Source organism: Echinicola strongylocentroti (genome assembly GCF_003260975.1).
Taxonomy (GTDB): Bacteria; Bacteroidota; Bacteroidia; order Cytophagales; family Cyclobacteriaceae; genus Echinicola; species Echinicola strongylocentroti.
Genome location: NZ_CP030041.1, coordinates 422,964 through 441,531 on the forward strand (window position 1 = coordinate 422,964; position 18,568 = coordinate 441,531).

13 protein-coding genes are annotated in these 18,568 nt (G+C 42.4%); 10 read left to right on the forward strand and 3 right to left on the reverse strand.

The window, feature by feature from the left end; all coding sequences use genetic code 11:
• Positions 1-310 precede the first annotated feature (310 nt).
• A complete protein-coding gene (gene ilvA / locus DN752_RS01570; protein ID WP_112782344.1) occupies positions 311-1,561 on the forward strand; it encodes a threonine ammonia-lyase IlvA in 1,251 nt (416 codons plus the stop codon).
• Here ilvA and DN752_RS01575 read toward each other — a convergent pair whose 3' ends face one another.
• Positions 1,562-4,702, reverse strand: coding sequence for a gliding motility-associated C-terminal domain-containing protein (locus DN752_RS01575; protein ID WP_112782345.1), 3,141 nt, complete (start codon positions 4,700-4,702; stop codon positions 1,562-1,564).
• 1,206 nt (positions 4,703-5,908) lie between these two features.
• On the opposite strand from DN752_RS01575, the gene DN752_RS01580 reads away from it, so the two are divergent.
• Entirely contained in the window at positions 5,909-7,147 is a 1,239-nt protein-coding gene (locus tag DN752_RS01580) for a Bcr/CflA family multidrug efflux MFS transporter (RefSeq protein WP_112782346.1), read from the forward strand.
• A gap of 275 nt (positions 7,148-7,422) precedes the next feature.
• Here DN752_RS01580 and DN752_RS24325 read toward each other — a convergent pair whose 3' ends face one another.
• Positions 7,423-7,704, reverse strand: coding sequence for a hypothetical protein (locus tag DN752_RS24325; RefSeq protein WP_162633075.1), 282 nt, complete (start codon positions 7,702-7,704; stop codon positions 7,423-7,425).
• 800 nt (positions 7,705-8,504) lie between these two features.
• Between DN752_RS24325 and DN752_RS01585 the strand changes: the two genes are divergently transcribed.
• Positions 8,505-10,124, forward strand: a complete 1,620-nt coding sequence (locus tag DN752_RS01585) for an ABC-F family ATP-binding cassette domain-containing protein (RefSeq protein ID WP_112782347.1) — start codon at positions 8,505-8,507, stop codon at positions 10,122-10,124.
• A gap of 82 nt (positions 10,125-10,206) precedes the next feature.
• Positions 10,207-11,388 carry a class I SAM-dependent rRNA methyltransferase gene (locus tag DN752_RS01590; RefSeq protein WP_112782348.1) on the forward strand — a complete coding sequence of 394 codons (1,182 nt, stop codon included), beginning with the start codon at positions 10,207-10,209 and terminating at the stop codon, positions 11,386-11,388.
• Positions 11,389-11,516: 128 nt separating this feature from the next.
• Here the strand turns inward: DN752_RS01590 and DN752_RS01595 are convergent, their stop codons facing one another.
• Entirely contained in the window at positions 11,517-12,383 is an 867-nt protein-coding gene (locus DN752_RS01595) for a formate/nitrite transporter family protein (RefSeq protein ID WP_112782349.1), read from the reverse strand.
• A 519-nt stretch (positions 12,384-12,902) separates the two neighbouring features.
• On the opposite strand from DN752_RS01595, the gene DN752_RS01600 reads away from it, so the two are divergent.
• From DN752_RS01600 to DN752_RS01625, 6 genes are all read left to right on the forward strand, one after another.
• The gene (locus tag DN752_RS01600; RefSeq protein ID WP_112786389.1) at positions 12,903-13,862 is read left to right on the forward strand and encodes an NADH-quinone oxidoreductase subunit B family protein; all 960 of its coding nucleotides are present in this window, start codon (positions 12,903-12,905) and stop codon (positions 13,860-13,862) included.
• Between the two features lie 14 nt (positions 13,863-13,876).
• A complete protein-coding gene (locus DN752_RS01605; protein ID WP_112782350.1) occupies positions 13,877-15,472 on the forward strand; it encodes a nickel-dependent hydrogenase large subunit in 1,596 nt (531 codons plus the stop codon).
• 72 nt (positions 15,473-15,544) lie between these two features.
• Positions 15,545-16,021, forward strand: a complete 477-nt coding sequence (locus DN752_RS01610; RefSeq protein ID WP_112782351.1) for a hydrogenase maturation protease — start codon at positions 15,545-15,547, stop codon at positions 16,019-16,021.
• Positions 16,022-16,333 carry a hypothetical protein gene (locus DN752_RS01615; protein WP_112782352.1) on the forward strand — a complete coding sequence of 104 codons (312 nt, stop codon included), beginning with the start codon at positions 16,022-16,024 and terminating at the stop codon, positions 16,331-16,333.
• 402 nt (positions 16,334-16,735) lie between these two features.
• Positions 16,736-18,217: a hypothetical protein gene (locus DN752_RS01620; RefSeq protein WP_112782353.1), complete on the forward strand. Its 1,482-nt coding sequence runs from the start codon at positions 16,736-16,738 to the stop codon at positions 18,215-18,217.
• Position 18,218: 1 nt separating this feature from the next.
• A complete protein-coding gene (locus DN752_RS01625) occupies positions 18,219-18,566 on the forward strand; it encodes a hydrogenase maturation nickel metallochaperone HypA/HybF (protein ID WP_112782354.1) in 348 nt (115 codons plus the stop codon).
• Positions 18,567-18,568: the final 2 nt, after the last annotated feature.

The window sequence follows — 18,568 nt, forward strand, 5'->3', positions numbered from 1 at the left end:
AACTGTAGGATTTTGCTTGTTTCTATTTCAATTCTTATTCCAACTCCTCGTTTGAAGTGATGCAAAGGTAGTAGTTCTTGTTTTTATTGCAAAACCTAGGTCAAAAAAAATACCAGCATATTATTTAGTACCCTCTTTTTCAGCTTAATAATTTTTGCTGTTTACCCTGTCACAATGCTATTATCGTAAGAATGGCCATAGGTAAAACAAGAAGTTTATGTTTATCGTCCGCATTATCTGATGGAAATTTCCTCAACCTTACTGAACCCTTTATATTTGCAGTCCATTTATCCAAGTAAAAGTCCCCACCATGAACCAAGTCTCTTTTCAAGGCATTATCGAAGCAAGTGAAGCACTCAAAGAAGTACTGAACACCACCCCTCTCCAGTACAATGAGCAGTTAAGTGAGGAATACGGCTGTCACGTGTATTTGAAAAGAGAGGACCTGCAGGCAGTAAGGTCATACAAAATCAGAGGTGCCTACCACAAGATAAGCTCCCTCTCTGAAGAAGAAAAAGAACGCGGTGTGGTCTGTGCCAGCGCAGGAAACCATGCCCAAGGGGTGGCCTTTGCCTGCAAAAAGCTGGGCATCAAAGGCACCATCTTCATCCCATCCACCACTCCTGCCCAAAAGATCAACAGGATGAAATTATTTGGAAAGGAAATGGTAGAGATCGTGCTTTCGGGGGATACGTATGATGATGCTTACCTAACGGCTGCTGCTTATTGTGAAGAAAAAGGAGCGGTGTTCGTCCATCCTTTTGACGATACCAAGGTCATCGAAGGACAAGGGACTATTGCCAAGGAAATGCTGGATGATGCCGATTTTCCGATTGATTATCTTTTCCTCCCCATTGGTGGCGGTGGTATGGCTGCGGGGGTAAGCACCTATTTTAAGAAAACCAGTCCTGAGACCAAATTGATCGGTACAGAACCCAAAGGGGCACCGTCCATGCTGACTTCTATTCAAAACCTGAAAAACACTGTTTTGGATGAGATTGATGGATTTGTCGATGGGGCTGCGGTAAAAAAAGTGGGTAATATTCCCTTCGAAATTTGCCGTAAAAATCTGGACGAAATGCTACTGGTGCCAGAAGGCAGGATATGCACCACCATCCTGAACCTGTACAACAATGAAGGCATCGTGGTAGAACCAGCCGGAGCCATGACCTTGGCGGCCCTTTCACTATACGACAAGGATAAGCTCAAAGGCAAAAATGTAGTTTGCGTGGTCAGTGGTGGCAACAACGATATCATGCGAACAGCCGAGATCAAAGAAAGGTCTTTGCTCTACGAGGGGCTAAAACACTACTTTATGATCCAGTTTCCCCAGCGCCCGGGAGCACTCAAAGATTTCGTTTCCAAAATCCTCGGCCCCAATGATGACATCGCCTATTTCCAATTTGCCAAAAAGAACAATCGTGAAAACGGCCCCGCTGTAGTCGGTATTGAGCTCAAAAACCCTGATCATATCACTGGGATCTTTGACCGATTGAAAGAAAACCGGTTCAAGTACAATTACCTTAACGAAAACCTGGATCTGTTGACACTGCTTATGTGATCATTTTACTACAGTGAACATCCCTCGCTTTTGGCGGCTAATTTGATTCCCATTGATAGTATAATAATATTCCAAAAAATAGGTATAGGCATCATTGGCAGGCATTTCTCCATCTACACTCCCGTCCCACCCTTGGGATCCGGAATAAATCAGCTCTCCCCAGCGGTTGTATATTTTTAATGTAAATTCGACTGGACAGCTGGAAACAGGCCGATAAATTCTATTGACTCCCTCGCCGCTTGGGTCATAGCCCGTGGGCATTCTTACCTCTGGCGGCACTTCATGGAGCGACGCACTACCAAATCCAATACAGCCTCGATCGTCTTGGACGGTAACGGTGTACTCTCCTTTAGGAACTCCCGTGAGCTCTGCATTGGTATTTGCACCATAGTCCCAGGTAAACAGATAGGGACTTGTCCCTCCTGTAGGCACAGCAAGCAACTCTCCTCCTGATTCTCCCGGACAGCTCCTTCGAAGCACTTCTACTTCCACTTTTAACGGCGATGGCTTTGACACCTCGACTTCCATGTTGGTGTGGCAATCGTTGCTATCGAAAATAGTGAAATCATATTTTCCCGCCTCCAATGATTCCAGCCGTATTTCATCACCGGCAACCATGGCATTTTCACGGTCAATTCGATAAGGCGGCATACCTCCAATTGCCTTGATCGTCACTTCGGCATCTGCCGATTCATAGCAGCTTGTCCCTGGGTTTGACGTCACCTCAGCCCTTAGCTGGTCTGGCTCTCCCACCGGTAAATCATCATAAACGAGCTGGCACCCCAGCGCATCGGTGATGGTCACCTGATAGTTTCCCGGTTCCAGTCCTTCTGCTACAGGACTGTCCAATGCATCATCATGACGCCATGAATAGGAATAAGGCCCTCTCCCGCCAGTTACTTCTACGCTTATTTCACCTGTGCTCCCTCCATGACAGCTGACATCCTGAATAGTCTCTACCACTGAAATGGCCGCTAGCATTTCAACTTCCAACACTTCAGAAACTACCCTGCACTGTGTAACCTCTTCATGAAAGGCCTCATACCAAATTTTCCTGTTGGTCGCAGAAGCGTTCCACTTTACTTCCACTTCTTCCCCATTATTGGAGGAAATGATGTCGCCACCTTCTGTATGCCATTGGTACTGGTGTTTTTCCTCCGTATCCGTCACTTGATAATGGGACGTAGATGGGGCATCAAAGCATATTTCTGCAGGTCCATCCGGCGCAGGTGGCATCTCCGGATCCCACACGGTCACTGCTTTTGTGATCGCAAGACCTGGACATCCTTCTGCAGTAAAAGGCAACAGCGAAATAGCGGCGTTCTCGGCTACAAGATCCCAACGTACGGTAGCGGTATTCCCTTCTGACGCAATCAGTTCTCCCCCTTCCACCTCCCATTCGAAATGGTCAATATTCTCCATTTGTGACGCTTCATAAGTAATAGGCTCCATTCCTTCGCATACAAAATCCACTCCTTCTAGCGCCGCACTGGTCGCTATGACTTCTACCTCAAAACGAACCTCTTCAACATGGTCGCAAGTAGTCGGACCATCCGAGGCATAAATGGTCACCTGATAGATCCCTGGCGATTCAAAAGTGTGCTGTATTGCTTCCCCGGACTTTGCGGCATCCGAGCCTTCTATATTCCAGGTAAAATAATCAAAAGCTGGATTATCGGGGACAATCTCCCAAGTAAACTCTTCATTGAGACAAGTTACATTCTCTCCTATCACTTCAAAATCGTAATGCGTGTCAGTAGAAAAGGCTAAATTTTCCAGGTTGGCACCCACCGCATATCCATAGGACTCCAAATCCCCAAATCCATAAGCATAAGCGATAAATCCAGCGGGATTGGTCAAGCGATGTACTCCTCCCGAGACGCTAATCCTTGCATAAGAATAGTCACTATTTCCGGGCACGTGCTGAAATTCCCCGGCAATGGATTGTCCATCCAGTCTCGTATCACCGACAACGGAGGTTTTTACTGTGACATTAAGAAAATGGTGCGTGATCTGGACGATATCCATAGACTCAAACGTCACATCTTCCAAGAGACGTTCCGAGGGATTTAATGCCATCATAAATGGATCACCTAAAGCATAAAAAGGATCGCCTGATGTATTGCAGTTTCTACTTTTAGAAAATGCCGTCACCGAAATATCCTTGGAACCACGAATGGTCGCCACCTCATCTGCCCCAACATCCATTGGGATCCACTCCCCGGCATCGATCACTCCCTCTACCTGGCCATTTACAGAAATTTCCGTCCCATCTTCTGCGGCCAGCACCTTTACCAGTTCACCCGATGAGCGGGTCTTGAGCGGAATATGGGTGTATTCCTTTCCCCAAGTACTCAATGGATACATCTGCTGGAAGAGATGGTCAGGAGCAGAGCCGCATTCACCTACGCCAGTCCACTTATTTCCTCCAAAAACAGCAATGTTTTTGCAATCCGTAGACTGCGAATCCCGGACCCTTACCCGGCTTCCTGTCAAGTCTCCTTTGGCTTTTAGCTGATAACTCTCCCCTGCATCTAGCAAAATATCAAAGGAGATGCCCCCAGGTTTTCCATCTACTGTGCCCACCGAAGGGGTGATTTCCACTTTGGTATTATCCTCTACTCCTACCACCAAAAGCGTGCTTTCGTCATTGATATTCATCTCGACTCCCGGGGTGGTATTGGGCGTGATTTCGTAATGGGATGTAACAAGGTAATCTTTTCCCAAGGTTCTCTTTGGAAGCACCACCGTTCCATCTGCGCTTTTAAACCGCTCATTAAATGCAAACACTGAAACCTTTCCCGTAGAACTAATGAAAATCCCTTTGTTTTCTTTCTGGCCAGAGTCTCGGTGTAACAAATCCAAGTCATACTCCGGTATCCGCATGGTGTAGCTTTCCCCCTTCTGCAAATCAAAAGAATAAGTAAGGCCGTCCGAAATGGCACTCATATCGATCGTGCCTTGGGCAGTCTCATTGGCAGAGATAACGATTACAGCCCTACCGTTTTGACCATCAGTATTATTGTCCATAAATCCCACCCAAAATTCTTTCCCTACAGTGGTGAGTTGCGCATGGGCAGAAATGATCGGCAACAGGAATATGCACAGAAAAAAGCAATAAGAACAAATTCTCGGTTTCATGCTGACAGGGACGTTGGTTAGGGTAAAAAAATCACTTGTCTCATACAGGTCAATCTCAGATCAACTTTTAGCTTAGGCTATTTGATTTATTGTCAACCGAACGTGGGCTTTCAAGCCTCACATTTATAGAAAGATAACTGAATTGCTTCTTGCCTCTTTACTTTTTGCTGGTATTTGATAATAAAAGGTATTTTTATTCAAATCCGTTTATGGCTTTTAGGTATATCTTCAAGGATGCCAGTAATCACAGCAACAGTAAATAGGCGCTCACTGAAATCCCTGAAAAGCTTTATTTCATTCTGGGCGTTGTGCGCGTTACCTGAGAAATACAATCTATTGGCAAGAAAGCCTATAATCACAATTGCTTTTATTAAACCCGAATTCTAAGACATCGAAAATGAGTAACGTAAAGTAGCTAACTAATTAGCCAACCACATTATTAGACACATAGAAAGGGAAACAATTTTCGTGTAGCTTAGGTATCATCCGTGCCGCTGGCACTCCCCCTTTGGTACATTAGGAATTGCACTCAAGTCGGGAATGGCTGAAAGAGCAAGGACATTAGTTGATGTGGTGATCAAGCAAGCCGTTGTGCCCCTCTGCTCAAGTTGGCTTAGGTAAGGTTAACGAATTTTATGAGGCGGCAACTAAGCATTCTGTCTAATCCGCCTTTGACGGAGGCTGATATAGAAAGTGCAGGAGACAAACCTGCATCATAAGTTGTTACACAAGTAAGGGTTAGTCCCACAGGAACGATAGATATAAATGCTCTTGGAACATTTTAATCTAAATGCGTTTGTCTTGAGAAAAAAAGTTGACTAATGAAAAAATATTGAGTCAATTTTACCAGATACACACTAACTAAATGGCATTGAAACTGGGTTAAAACCAACCTATCCCTATTACTTCATTCGTGGTGACAGTTCTTAATTTCTTTTCAGTATTAATACAAGCTCTTTAAAACAATACAAAAAAAATATTTAACTCCTACAATAAGCCTTATCGAAACAATCTACTGATTAAACAAGCGTTTAACTTATTTATAATTTCAAAGAAAGTCCATTTACCTTAATTAAAACACAATTAATCATTACGATAATTAACATTAAAACAATATTTACCCATTAACTTTACGAACTAAGCAGAAGAAGTTAGTGTTTCCTATTTGACAACGTTTATTTTGATCCAATTAACTGACCGAAGGGTATGAGCAAGAAGCAGTATTTTGTAGTTATTTTGATTTTGGGTGCCTTGAGTACCATCAGCCCATTTTCCATTGACATGTATCTTCCTGGATTTCCTTCCATAGCGAAAAATCTGGGGACGAGCATTGCCAATGTACAGCTTTCGCTCACCAGTTATTTGGTTGGTATCGCCATCGGTCAGCTATTTTATGGCCCTTTACTGGATCGATTTGGAAGGAAAAAGCCACTTTATATTGGTTTATTGATCTATGTACTCGCTTCAGTGGCCTGTGCCCTGAGCAACACGGTAGAAAACCTGATCTTGATGCGCTTTGTCCAAGCCATTGGCGGATGTGCCGGAATGGTAGCAGCCCAAGCAATGGTAAGGGACATTTTCCCGGTCAATAAAACCGCACAGGCAATGGCGCTATTGATGCTGGTCATCGCCGTATCACCGATGATCGCCCCTACTGTTGGGGGATTTGTAACGGCCCATTACGATTGGCACACTGTTTTTATGATTTTGGCAGGTATTACCGTCATGATCATAATTGCTGCTTATTTCCTCCTTCCTGATGGGGCACAACCTGATCAAGAAGTATCACTAAAGCCGAAGCAGGTAGTCAAAAAATACGTAGAAGTAACTAAAAACCGCCAGTTTTTGGTTTATATGCTAGTAGGTGGCGTGGCAGGCGCAGCACCATTTGCTTACATCTCAGGATCCGCAGATGTATTTATGAACATCTATGGAGTGACCGAACAGCAATATGGGTGGATCTTTGCGCTATTGGCCTTTTCTATGATTGGTTCTACACAGCTGAACCATATCCTGCTAAAGAAATTCACCAGTCAACAGATCATTAAGGTGGCATTGACTTATCAGACCATCATTGGTTTTGTGTTGATATTGGGTGTTTGGAATGGATGGTTAAACGTGTATACGCTGATTGGAATGATGTTTGTTTTTCTTACCGGCCATGGGTTGGCCAATCCCAACGCGGCGGCATTGACCTTGGCACCCTTCAGCAGGAATGCCGGAAGTGCGGCTGCCTTGATGGGCAGTGTACGAATGGCTATGGGCGGTTTAGTTTCAGGAGCAGTCAGCATCTTCCACAATGGCACCGCTAGCCCCATGGTCATCCTGATGACCTTCTGTTCGGTAGGTGGACTATTGACATTGGTCATTGATACCAATCAAAAAAGAGTAGAAAAAAAGCGTAAAGCCGTGGAGGAAGAAAAACAACACTCCATGGCCGTATAACGTTATAAATATAGTTGATTAACAGCCGGTTTATTTTCAAGAAGCCGTTGGTTTGGTGCACAAATCAACGGCTTTTTTATTGGCAGTTGATTGGTACACACTCCTTTCTGGTATAGGAAATCCTTTATTCCACTCTTAGATCAAGTTCACCATGGGCATTGCCCATGACTAAGGATGTTAGGCACTTTCAGGGCATTCTTTATGCTACTTGGCTTTTTCAATTAAACCCGGTTTAAATACCGTTTAGTTAAGGGCATTTCCTCCTTTTCATATACCTAAAAGTCTTTTTTTTGATTGACTTTGGCTGGGGAAACCTGATCATCTTGGTGGATTTTATCCTTTTCATTTTTTCCATTGATGAAAAAAGAAAGAAAAAAATCTAGGCCGGTGGTATGCCTTTTAAAATGGAACATGGATTTACCCTGCGACCGAGATCCGTCACCCATTTTAATTTCCACCCGATGGCTACGGCCTAAAAGTGAGTGGGTCTCGCTGTTCCACGACGCGAGCCAACTCACTTTCTTAACGGCCTCCACCATCGGATGGAAAACAGGCATACCAAGGGCCGTAATAAGGAAGCGATACCTTTTTTGGCTCAGGGGGGCTTATAGTTCTCGCTCAACTTGGTTACTTAAGAAAATATACCACTACATGGAATAATGATGATAATTTATCCATAAGAAACTTATTAATCGGATCCGCCTTGCAGGTATTGGGCGTTAAGAAATTAAAAAGCGGGTGGGCAAAAAGGCAGGCTTGTTTGACGAAATACTAGTCAAAAAGAATGTTGGCTGCTAGAAAAGGAGGAGTTTGCCTGCATGAGGGGAGGTTTTAATTTTAGGCCAATAGATGCACAGCGGCGGGGTTTTTTGGTTACTTTTTTGACCTGAAGCAAAAAAGTGACAAAGGTAAAGAGATGAAAACCATCTTGGAATTTAGCAGAAAAATAATAGAACCAATATTTCCAAATACACACTAACTAAACGGCATTAAACCCGGATTATGCGTTAGGAATCGTAGTGAGAGCTGAAATTGCAAGAAAATCAGTTAGTTTGGAGGCATTAGCGTAGCACCGCTACGGTTATGCCGAAAACTAAAGTGAAACGGCTGATTTTGAAGCAGTTTCAGGTCGCAACACCTGTGCGCCGTGGCGTAGATAGGCTAATGCATATTCCGGGTTAAAGAAAAAAATCAGCGTAAATCATCATCACCAGTGTCAGCAGCGTTCTATCAGCCCCCAGCTTTTACGCTTGATCCTAAAAAATCCCATTTCCTCCCCTATCCAAGGCAAAATTCGTTTCTCCGCCCAATAAAATTTGTATCTTTGCCACTTGTAAAAACAGCAACGGAACGATCCATGATTTCAGTAGATAATCTCTCTTTAAAGTTCGGAAAACGAACCCTTTTTGATGAAGTAAGCTTAAAGTTCACCCCAGGCAATTGCTATGGTGTGATCGGTGCCAATGGGGCTGGTAAATCCACCTTCCTCAAGATCCTTTCTGGGGATCAGGACAGCACCACCGGAAGTGTCAACATCACCCCTGGCCAGCGAATGGCGGTATTGAAGCAAAACCACTTTGAGTTTGACGAGATGGAAGTGCTCAAGACGGTGATCATGGGCCATAAAAAGCTGTACTCCATCATGGAGGAAAAAGACGCCATCTACATGAAACCTGATTTTTCGGAAGAAGACGGCCTCCGCGCATCGGAACTGGAAGCTGACTTTGCTGAAATGGACGGGTGGAACGCTGAGTCGGACGCTGCTGCTATGCTTTCTGGTTTGGGGATTTCTGAAGACCTTCACCACGCCCTGATGAAAGACCTCGCTGGTAACCAAAAAGTAAGGGTCTTGCTCGCCCAAGCCTTGTTCGGTAACCCAGACATCCTTATTCTCGATGAGCCTACCAACGACCTGGATGCCGACACGATCAACTGGCTGGAGGACTTCTTGGTAAACTTCAAGAACCTCGTGATCGTCGTATCCCACGACAGGCACTTCTTGGATGCGGTATCCACGCATATTGTGGACATTGACTTTAGCAAAATCAAGATCTACAGCGGTAACTATACCTTCTGGTACGAATCTTCCCAGCTGGCCGCTAAACAAAAGACGGATCAAAACAAAAAAGCGGAGGAAAAGCGAAAGGAACTGCAGCAGTTTATCGAGCGCTTTTCTGCCAACGTGGCCAAGTCCAAGCAGGCCACTGCCAGAAAGAAAATGCTCGAAAAACTCAATGTGGAAGACATCCAACCTTCTACGCGTAAATACCCCGGCATTATCTTCAAGCCTGAAAGGGAAGCTGGTGACCAGATTTTCATGACCGAAGAGCTCGAACTGAAAGACGAAGGAACCACCTACTTCACCGATGTCAACCTGATGGTGGACAAAGGGGACAAGATCGCCTTCATATCAAAAACCAAGCAAGCGGTCAATAAATTCTTCCAAACGATCATGGAAGAAATACCCACCCAAAAAGGAGAATTCAAATGGGGAGTGACCATCAACAAGGCCTACTTGCCCAATGACAACTCTGAACACTTCAAAACCAATCTTAACCTGATCGATTGGTTGCGGCAGTATTCTTCCAATCAGGAAGAAGCCTATGTGAGGACGTTTTTGGGAAGGATGCTTTTTACGGGTGAAGAAACCCTCAAGTCAGCAACCGTACTCTCTGGAGGTGAAAAAGTAAGGTGCATGATATCCAAAATGATGCTGCAAAACCCAAATCTGCTCGTCATGGACGAACCTACCAACCACTTGGACTTGGAATCCATCACGGCATTTAACAACGCCATCATTGAATTCAATGGCACGGTATTGCTATCCTCTTATGATCACGCTTTCGTCCAGTCCACCGCCAATAGGATCGTGGAATTCACCCCTAACGGCACCATTGACCGAAGGATGAGTTATGACAACTACCTCGAAAGTGACGAAATCAAAGCGCTTAGAGAAAGCATGTATAAAAAAGGGTGATTTCACCTTATCAATCCATTAACTGATCCCTTTTTGAATGGTTTTAGAGTGTTCAAAAAGGGATTTTTTAGCTCCAAGGAATATGACCAAGTATCCGAAAATCACCCTCAAAAAGGGTAAAGAGATCTCCTTAAAAAGGCGTCACCACTGGGTGTTTTCAGGCGCTATCGCCAATGCTGCTTCAGACCTCCAAAATGGCCAACTTGTAAGCGTGTACAGCCATCGCGATGAGTTTCTGGGAACCGGTCATTACCAAAAAGGATCCATCACGGTAAGAATAATCAGTTTTGAACCAAGGGAAATCGATGCTTCTTTTTGGCAAGAGAAACTCCACGATGCCTATCAGATGCGTAACAATATCGGACTGACCGATAGTCAACATACTAATGTCTACCGGCTGATCCACGGAGAAGGGGACCAACTCCCCGGATTGATCATTGACCATTATAATGGCACCGCTGTCATACAAGCCCACAGCCTAGGCATGTACCAGCATCGAGAGGAAATCTCCAGAGCCCTTCAGTCGGTTTACGGAGAAAAGCTGAAAGCCGTGTACGATAAAAGTGCGGAAACACTGAAAGGACAGGCCAATATCGAAAACCAGTTCCTCTACGGGGAGCCCGCTACCAATATTGTCTTGGAGAATGATTGTACGTATGAGATTGATTGGGAAAAGGGCCAAAAGACCGGTTTTTTCATTGACCAACGGGAAAACAGGAAACTTCTCGGGAAATATAGCCAAGGCAAAAAGGTGCTGAATACCTTTTGTTATTCCGGTGGTTTTTCCATCGCTGCACTGGAAGCAGGTGCCTCAGAAGTACATTCGGTGGACATTTCTGCCAAAGCCATCGAGCTGACCGAAAAGAACTTGAAGCTCAATTCCCAGTTTCAAGGAAAACATGCCTCCAAGGTGGCGGACGTGGTAAAGTATATTCGTGAAATAGAGCAGGATTATGACGTCATTGTGCTGGATCCTCCGGCATTTGCCAAGAACATGAAGGCGCGTCACAATGCCGTCCAAGCCTACAAAAGACTGAATGCAGAAGCACTCAAGCATATAAAGCCGGGCGGCATCCTCTTCACCTTTAGCTGCTCCCAGGTGGTGGACAAGCAGCTTTTTGCGCATACCATCACTGCTGCGGCCATCGAAGTAGGCAGAAACGTCCGCATCCTCCAGCAACTCACCCAGCCTGCCGATCACCCGATCAATGCATTCCATACAGAAACGGAATACCTGAAAGGGCTAGTGCTGTATGTAGAGTAGAGGTTTGTGGTTGGAAGGTTCTAAGGTTGGAGGGTTTGTGGAGTTCGTTGGTGGTTTGGGATGCCTGTCCTGAGCATGGAGCGAACGATGTAGGCCCGAACCGGAATGATGAGGATGAGGTTCCCCCATCACTTCACGTCGATATTATACACAAAAGCCCGGTACTTCAGCAAAGCCACGAATACGGCTCCCCCCACTGCATTACCAAATAATGCAAAAACCTGGAAGTTCAGGTACCTACCAAAGGTGATATTGGGAGAACTTACCAACCCGGCGAAGACCTCGACATTTCCCACAATACTGTGATGCAAACCTGTAAAGGCCATCATGGAGGTAATGATAAAGATGATCACAATCCTGCTCAAGGTATCCCGAGAGGAAGACAAAAGCCAAGACAGTAGCCCCATTAGCCAACCCGCCAGCATGGCGCTGCTAAAGATCACCAAACTGGAAAAATCAGTAGCATGAAGGGCTATTTTTTCCACCACTATCATGTCAAATATGCCCAGCCGAGGCCCGATCCACAATAACAGCGAAGCGATCAGCATGCCACCAATAATATTTCCGGCAATCACCAAGCCCCATATTTTCAACAAACTGGAAACACTTCGTTTTTTATTGAGCACGGGCAAGGTCAACAAGGAAGTCTGTTCCGTAAAAAGAATGGACTGCCCAAGAATAACCATGATAAACCCCACTGGATATACCAATGCCGTCAACTTATAGCTGACGTCTTCACCAAGGAATTTGGAAAAGTAAGCGTATACAGCACAAATCAATAAGTAACTAAAACCTATCTCCAACCCCGCAGTCAAAGAACTGAGCAGCAGACTACTAGACTTTTTATCATAAGTTTCCAGCCCTTCAGTGATCTGTTCTTTAAGAATTTCTCCATGAGACTTCGTGCCGTCATTGGAAAGGGATTTGGATTTTTTTAGCTCAGAATCAATGCTCTTCTGTCTTTTTGCTTCTTCTCTATCGTGCTTATCTGCCATGGATGTTCCGCTTTAAAACCTCAATAACGTACAAAATCCGTTTCTTTCATAGTTTGGGGATTGTAAAATTTTAGGATTGGAAGGTTAATAACATTCTTCTCCCTCGCAAGGAAGTCACGTTAGTGGGCTGCCCAGAGAATGGCCAATCCCCATCAGAAACGAGCCTTGCATAAACCAGGTTAAAGCATTCATAAAACGACCATACGAATTGATAATTCCGAGGAAAAATGCTGAGGATATGCCTTCCCTTAAAAACGAAAATTTTGAAAGGCAATTAATTCATCGTACGTGCTCCCCAATAAATTGACTTTCTCTGCGCTACTTATTTCCAATTTCTCGAACTCTGGCTAAATCAAATAAGCCATTAACCTCTACCCCGCCAATCTAATATCCCTATTTACTTTTGATCGTAAAAATTACCAAAAATTTGGATAAATCAACAATTTACCCAGACAAAAACATTAATAACTTTTAATTTAAAATAAAAATATTACATTGTTTAAAATAGCACAATTTACTATGGCGAATGTTTTATGGTTACAAGGAGGGGCATGTAGTGGAAACACCATGTCGTTTCTTAATGCGGAAGAACCCACCGTTGTTGAACTCATTACTGATTTTGGTCTTAATATACTTTGGCATCCCACTACGGGATTACAAATTGGAGAGCAGGTGCAAGACCTATTAAAAGATATTATCAACGGTAAAGTTCAAATGGACATCCTGGTCTATGAAGGCTCCTTAATTCAGGGGCCAAATGGAACAGGTTCGATGAACTATTTTGCTGACCGACCGATGAAAGATTGGATTAAAGAACTGTCGGAAGTTGCCGGTTATGTAGTAGCAGTAGGTGACTGCGCTACTTGGGGAGGGATTCCAGCCGTGGCTCCAAACCCTAGTGAATCCACGGGGTTGCAATTCCACAGAAAAAATAAAGGAGGCTTTTTAGGTTCCGATTATGTTTCAAAAGGAGGCCTACCTGTCATCAACATTCCCGGCTGTCCTGCACACCCAGACTGGATCACCCAAATCTTAGTAGCAATTGCGGTAGGACGCATAGGTGATGTGCAGATTGATAAATATCATAGACCGAAAACGTTCTTTACAAATTTTGTCCAAGATGGATGTACCAATGTCACCAACTTTGCCCAAAAAGTGGATGGCAACTTCGGGAAACGTGGCGGCTGCCTCTTTTATGAAGTGGGGTGTAGAGGACCAATGACTAGGGCAAGTTGCAATAATATATTATGGAACAGGCAATCAAGTAAAACCCGCTCTAATCACCCATGCTTAGGCTGTACCGAACCGGGATTCCCACATAACGATTTAAAAAAAGGTAGTGTATTTAAAACAATGAAATACTTAGGCGTATTGCCTAAAGAGATTCCTACTGGTAGAACAAAACTAGCCTATTATATAGAAGCAGGTTTCCAAAAAGTACTGCCCAAGAACCAAAAAATAATGGAAACTTCTAAATAATTAAATATATAGAAATGTCAGTAAAAGAATTAAATATATCACCAGTAGGACGAGTGGAAGGGGATTTAGATGTGAAGGTGTACATAGATAATGGGAAAGTAACCCGGGCACATACACAAGCCGCTATGTTTAGAGGTTTTGAAAAAATCATGGAAGGTAAAGACCCTCAATCAGGCCTTATTGTTACGCCAAGAATTTGCGGTATCTGTGGGGGATCCCATTTGTATTGTGCTTCTTCTGCATTGGATACTGCATGGGGAACTGAGCTCTCCCCTAACGCTTTACTTTTAAGAGCTATAGGACAAGCAACAGAAACTATACAGAGTATTCCTCGCTGGTTTTACGCTATTTTTGCGACAGACATGGCAAATAAAAAATTTACCGATAAACCGTTATACAAAGAAGTGGTAAAACGCTGGTCTGCTTATGTAGGAGAATCTTTTCAAACAGGCTTAACTGCCAGTGCACTACCAGTCCAGGTTTATGCATTATTTGGAGGGCAATGGCCACACTCAAGTTATATGGTTCCTGGAGGGGTGATGTGCGCTCCAACACTAAAAGATATTACCAGAGCGCACGCAATAATGACACAATTCAAAAACGATTGGTTAGAACCGATTTGGCTAGGCTGTACAATAGAGCGTTATCTCGAAATCAAATCTTGGGATGATATGTTGGCTTGGATGGAAGAGAGTGAGTCGCATAAAAACAGTGATTTAGGCTTGCTGATCAGAGCAAGTCTGGAATTTGGTTTAGGCTCATTTGACAAAGGTGTCGGCAAATTTCTAGCTTTTGGAACATACTTGCATAAAGATTTATACAATAAACCAACTGTCGAAGGACGAAACAAAGCCTTAATCAGTTCCAGTGGATTTTTTGATGGAGAAAATTGGCATGAATTCGATCACTTAAAAGTTAGTGAAGACATAAAACATTCATGGTATAGCGACCAAAAAGATGGTCTTCACCCTTGGGATGAACCACTACCAACCCCCGTAAAATCCCAAACACTACACGATTCCAATTTTGATGAGCAATACAGTTGGGCAAAAGCACCACGGTATGATGGCCATGCGGTAGAGGCTGGTCCTATCGCACGCTGTTTAATGAATGGCAATCCTAACAATCTAGACCATCAAATAAAGGATCCATTTTTCATTGACGCTTATCGTAAGTTAGGTGGCGCAAGTGTATTTACCCGGGTATTGGCACGGGTCCATGAAGCACCAAGACTATATAAACTCATCGAACAGTGGCTATCTGAAATAGACCTGGATGGAGAGTTTTATATCAAGCCAGTTGAAAAAGATGGAAAAGGATTTGGAGCAACTGAGGCTGCCCGTGGTTCTTTAGCGCATTGGATTGAAATTGAAAATGGTGTAATTAAAAATTACCAAGTAATGGCTCCAACAACATGGAACGTGGGACCAAATGATGCTAAAGGCAATTCAGGACCAATAGAAGCTGCACTTGAAGGTATTGAAATAGAAGACCCCGAAGATCCAGTGGAAGTAGGTATCGTTGCTCGTTCTTTTGACTCATGTTTGGTGTGTACCGTACATGCTCATGATGAGAAAAGTGGTATTGAATTGTCAAGGTTTAAACTGTAAGGCTCTTTTTTAAAGGAAATCAAGAAATCTCGATTTTAAAAATAGTAGTAGTAATGAGCAAGGAATTGATATATGAAAACAGCCATAATGGGTTTTGGCAACCCGGTAAGAAGTGATGATGCAGTTGGAATCTATGTAATAGATCAATTAAAAACAGTCATTGGTAAAAATACAGATATAAGTATTTTTGATATGGGTACTTCCGCTTTTGAAGTTCTTTTTGGATTAAAAGGACATCAAAGGATTATTTTAGTAGATGCTGTAATTAACACTAACGAATCGATAGGTACCTTATTTAAAGTGCCCGCAGAAGAAGTAATGCGTGCTCCACAAAACGATCCCATGGTGTTTTTGCATGGTATGAAGTGGGATCAAGCTTTATCATATGCTAAAAAAATATTACAGGAAAACTACCCTAATGACATTCAAGTATATTTGATAGCTATTGAAGACACACGTCTAGAAGTGAGATTAAGTGATGCGGTGCAAAAAGCAGGAGATAAAGTGGTTCAACATATTTTAGATGATCTAAAAACGTTAAGTTCCTGAATGGTATCCTTAAAATCTTCACATATTTACATAGAAAGTGATATGGTGGAAACTGTATTTTGTGATGAAAATTATGCGTATGCGGTCTATAAAATTGAAAGTAGTTTATTATTGCTAACTCCTGTTTCAAACCAATGGTTTGCAAGAATGCATAAAAACCCTACTCCATTTTTATTAAAAAACCGCAACTTAAAAGGCGATAAAACATTGCCCATACGTGAGATCTTAATAGACAACAACCTTGACACCACTGATAGGGATTTAGCATTTGAGCTCATAAAAAAAACAAGCCTGTTAAAGGTTAAACTATGATTGAGTTTAATCTCTAATGGCTATTACATACCTAGAAACAGTGCACAATAAAGTTTGAAAAAGAAGATTGCTTGGTATCATTACTCATTAAAATGATACTAGGATTTTTTACCAAATACTCCTTAAACCCGGAATATGCATTAGCCTATCTGTTGCGACCTGAAACTGCTTCAAAATCAGCCGTTTCACTTTAGTTTTCGGCATAACCGTAGCGGTGCTACGCTAATGCCTCCAAACTAACTGATTTTCTTGCAATTTCAGCTCTCACTACGATTCCTAACGCATAATCCGGGTTAAAGAAACCGGAGATAATCAGTAGATACGATTACCAGAAATTGCCGCCTCGCTTATAAAATCACGATTTACAAAAGATGTTCGTGGCACCAAAAAAAATGACTAATCATGCTTACACTATTAACCACAATTAGCCATCAGCAAAACGTTAAAAATGCAATAGCATCGGTAGACCGATTAGGTGAATTAGTTGCAATTGTTACTATTAATAGTGACATCCAACAACCCACAAAACTCGTTGAGGTTAAAAACAACATAATTACCAAATCATTAGATTGGCATGACACCGAACCTCCCTATATTATTCCTTCGGAAACATATACGGATGAAAACCTATTGGCTATTGTATTTTATAGTTTGGGAAATTATCAAAAAGCGCTTGAGTATATTTCAGAAAACAGCACATTACACCAAAATATAGTAATTGCCAACCACATCCAATTTGAATACCCGATAAGTAAAGCACAGTATCATGCTATCGAACTATCTAAACACAACCAATGCATCATACATCACTATGGGAATTATGTAAATCGTTTGCAAATAGATGAAGTAGAGAAAAAATATCAAGAAGCTATAGAAGCGGCAGAAAATGATGAATTACGAATTTTTACAGCAAAGCATTATACCAACCTTTTAATAGACACCCAAAAGTTCGTAAAAGCTGAAACACTAATTCGATCATTACACCCTACTTCAATTTCTGAAGAAGCCAAAAACGCATTAAAAGTACAATTGGCAACGGTAATGATGCAACAACTACAACTGCCTTTTGAAAAAGAAACATTAGCAACCATTCAAAACCTATTTCAATCGAGCATTGAGTTTTACGAAAAAAATCAATTGAAGGTAAATGCCGGATTATTGCTAATAGATGCATCAGAAATAGCGAATTACCAGCAAGACTTTGCGGGTTCAAATGGCTATATCAATAAGGCCATACACTATTTTAAAGATGAAGAAGTTCCAGAATTTTATGGTGAAGCCAACTTGCATAAAGCGACCCTGTTATATCTCTGGAGTAAAAACGGACAGCCACAATATTACAAGCCAGCAATTAATGCATTTCAGGATACTTTAAAGGTGTTTAAACGTGATACGCATCCCAAAAAGTTTGCCGATATACATCATAAAATGGCCTTGATCTATTCTGAAATACCGGTGTCTCCAGAAGAAAAACCTATTTGGACGGCCTTTTGCGCATCCTCTTTTAAAGAGGCCTTGGCTTTTTATACAAAAGAAGATTACCCGTACGAAAACGCAATGATAAGCCATAACTACGCTACAGCACTTATCAACTTCCCGGAAGCCAAATTACATGACAATTTCGACAAGGCCTATAATTTATTTGAAGCGGCTTTGGAGGTAAGAACGGCGAATAAATACCCCTCCGAACGTGTATCTACGATAATCAATCAATTAGAACTATTCTGGCTTATGCATAACAATTCCGACAAGGAAGAAATAAAGCGTCTTGATGAAATGCGCAATAAAATAAACGAAGCAAAAGCATTAGTACCCGACGCTGAAATGTTAAAAAAAATAACCTTTCATGAAGTGAAGTTAGAATCGTTAAAAGCCATTTTATAAAATGCACGAAACATCAATAGTAAACAGTATAATCCGTACCCTGGAAATGGAGTTTGAAGAAGAAAAACTCCATAAAATGAAAGCTATTTACCTTAAAGTGGGTACACTGTCTAATATAGAGCCACGTCTATTACATAATGCCTACAGTGCCTATAATTATGGTGGGTCTAAATACCATAATGTAGCGTTATTTATAGAATCCACCTCTATAAAAATCAAATGCGAGGTATGTAACCATATCACAAACGTAGAGAAATACAGGTTTATTTGTGAAAACTGCAAACGACCAAGTAAAAATATAATTCAAGGAGAAGAAATGTTAATCCATAAAATAGAATTTGAAGATTAAGA

What these genes read in the sequence shown, in the direction of transcription:
- ilvA (WP_112782344.1), top strand. Translation starts at nt 311, where the DNA reads ATGAACCAAGTCTCTTTTCAAGGCATTATCGAAGCAAGTGAAGCACTC.
- DN752_RS01575 (WP_112782345.1), bottom strand. Translation starts at nt 4,702, where the DNA reads ATGAAACCGAGAATTTGTTCTTATTGCTTTTTTCTGTGCATATTCCTG.
- DN752_RS01580 (WP_112782346.1), top strand. Translation starts at nt 5,909, where the DNA reads ATGAGCAAGAAGCAGTATTTTGTAGTTATTTTGATTTTGGGTGCCTTG.
- DN752_RS24325 (WP_162633075.1), bottom strand. Translation starts at nt 7,704, where the DNA reads ATGCCTGTTTTCCATCCGATGGTGGAGGCCGTTAAGAAAGTGAGTTGG.
- DN752_RS01585 (WP_112782347.1), top strand. Translation starts at nt 8,505, where the DNA reads ATGATTTCAGTAGATAATCTCTCTTTAAAGTTCGGAAAACGAACCCTT.
- DN752_RS01590 (WP_112782348.1), top strand. Translation starts at nt 10,207, where the DNA reads ATGACCAAGTATCCGAAAATCACCCTCAAAAAGGGTAAAGAGATCTCC.
- DN752_RS01595 (WP_112782349.1), bottom strand. Translation starts at nt 12,383, where the DNA reads ATGGCAGATAAGCACGATAGAGAAGAAGCAAAAAGACAGAAGAGCATT.
- DN752_RS01600 (WP_112786389.1), top strand. Translation starts at nt 12,903, where the DNA reads ATGGCGAATGTTTTATGGTTACAAGGAGGGGCATGTAGTGGAAACACC.
- DN752_RS01605 (WP_112782350.1), top strand. Translation starts at nt 13,877, where the DNA reads ATGTCAGTAAAAGAATTAAATATATCACCAGTAGGACGAGTGGAAGGG.
- DN752_RS01610 (WP_112782351.1), top strand. Translation starts at nt 15,545, where the DNA reads ATGAAAACAGCCATAATGGGTTTTGGCAACCCGGTAAGAAGTGATGAT.
- DN752_RS01615 (WP_112782352.1), top strand. Translation starts at nt 16,022, where the DNA reads ATGGTATCCTTAAAATCTTCACATATTTACATAGAAAGTGATATGGTG.
- DN752_RS01620 (WP_112782353.1), top strand. Translation starts at nt 16,736, where the DNA reads ATGCTTACACTATTAACCACAATTAGCCATCAGCAAAACGTTAAAAAT.
- DN752_RS01625 (WP_112782354.1), top strand. Translation starts at nt 18,219, where the DNA reads ATGCACGAAACATCAATAGTAAACAGTATAATCCGTACCCTGGAAATG.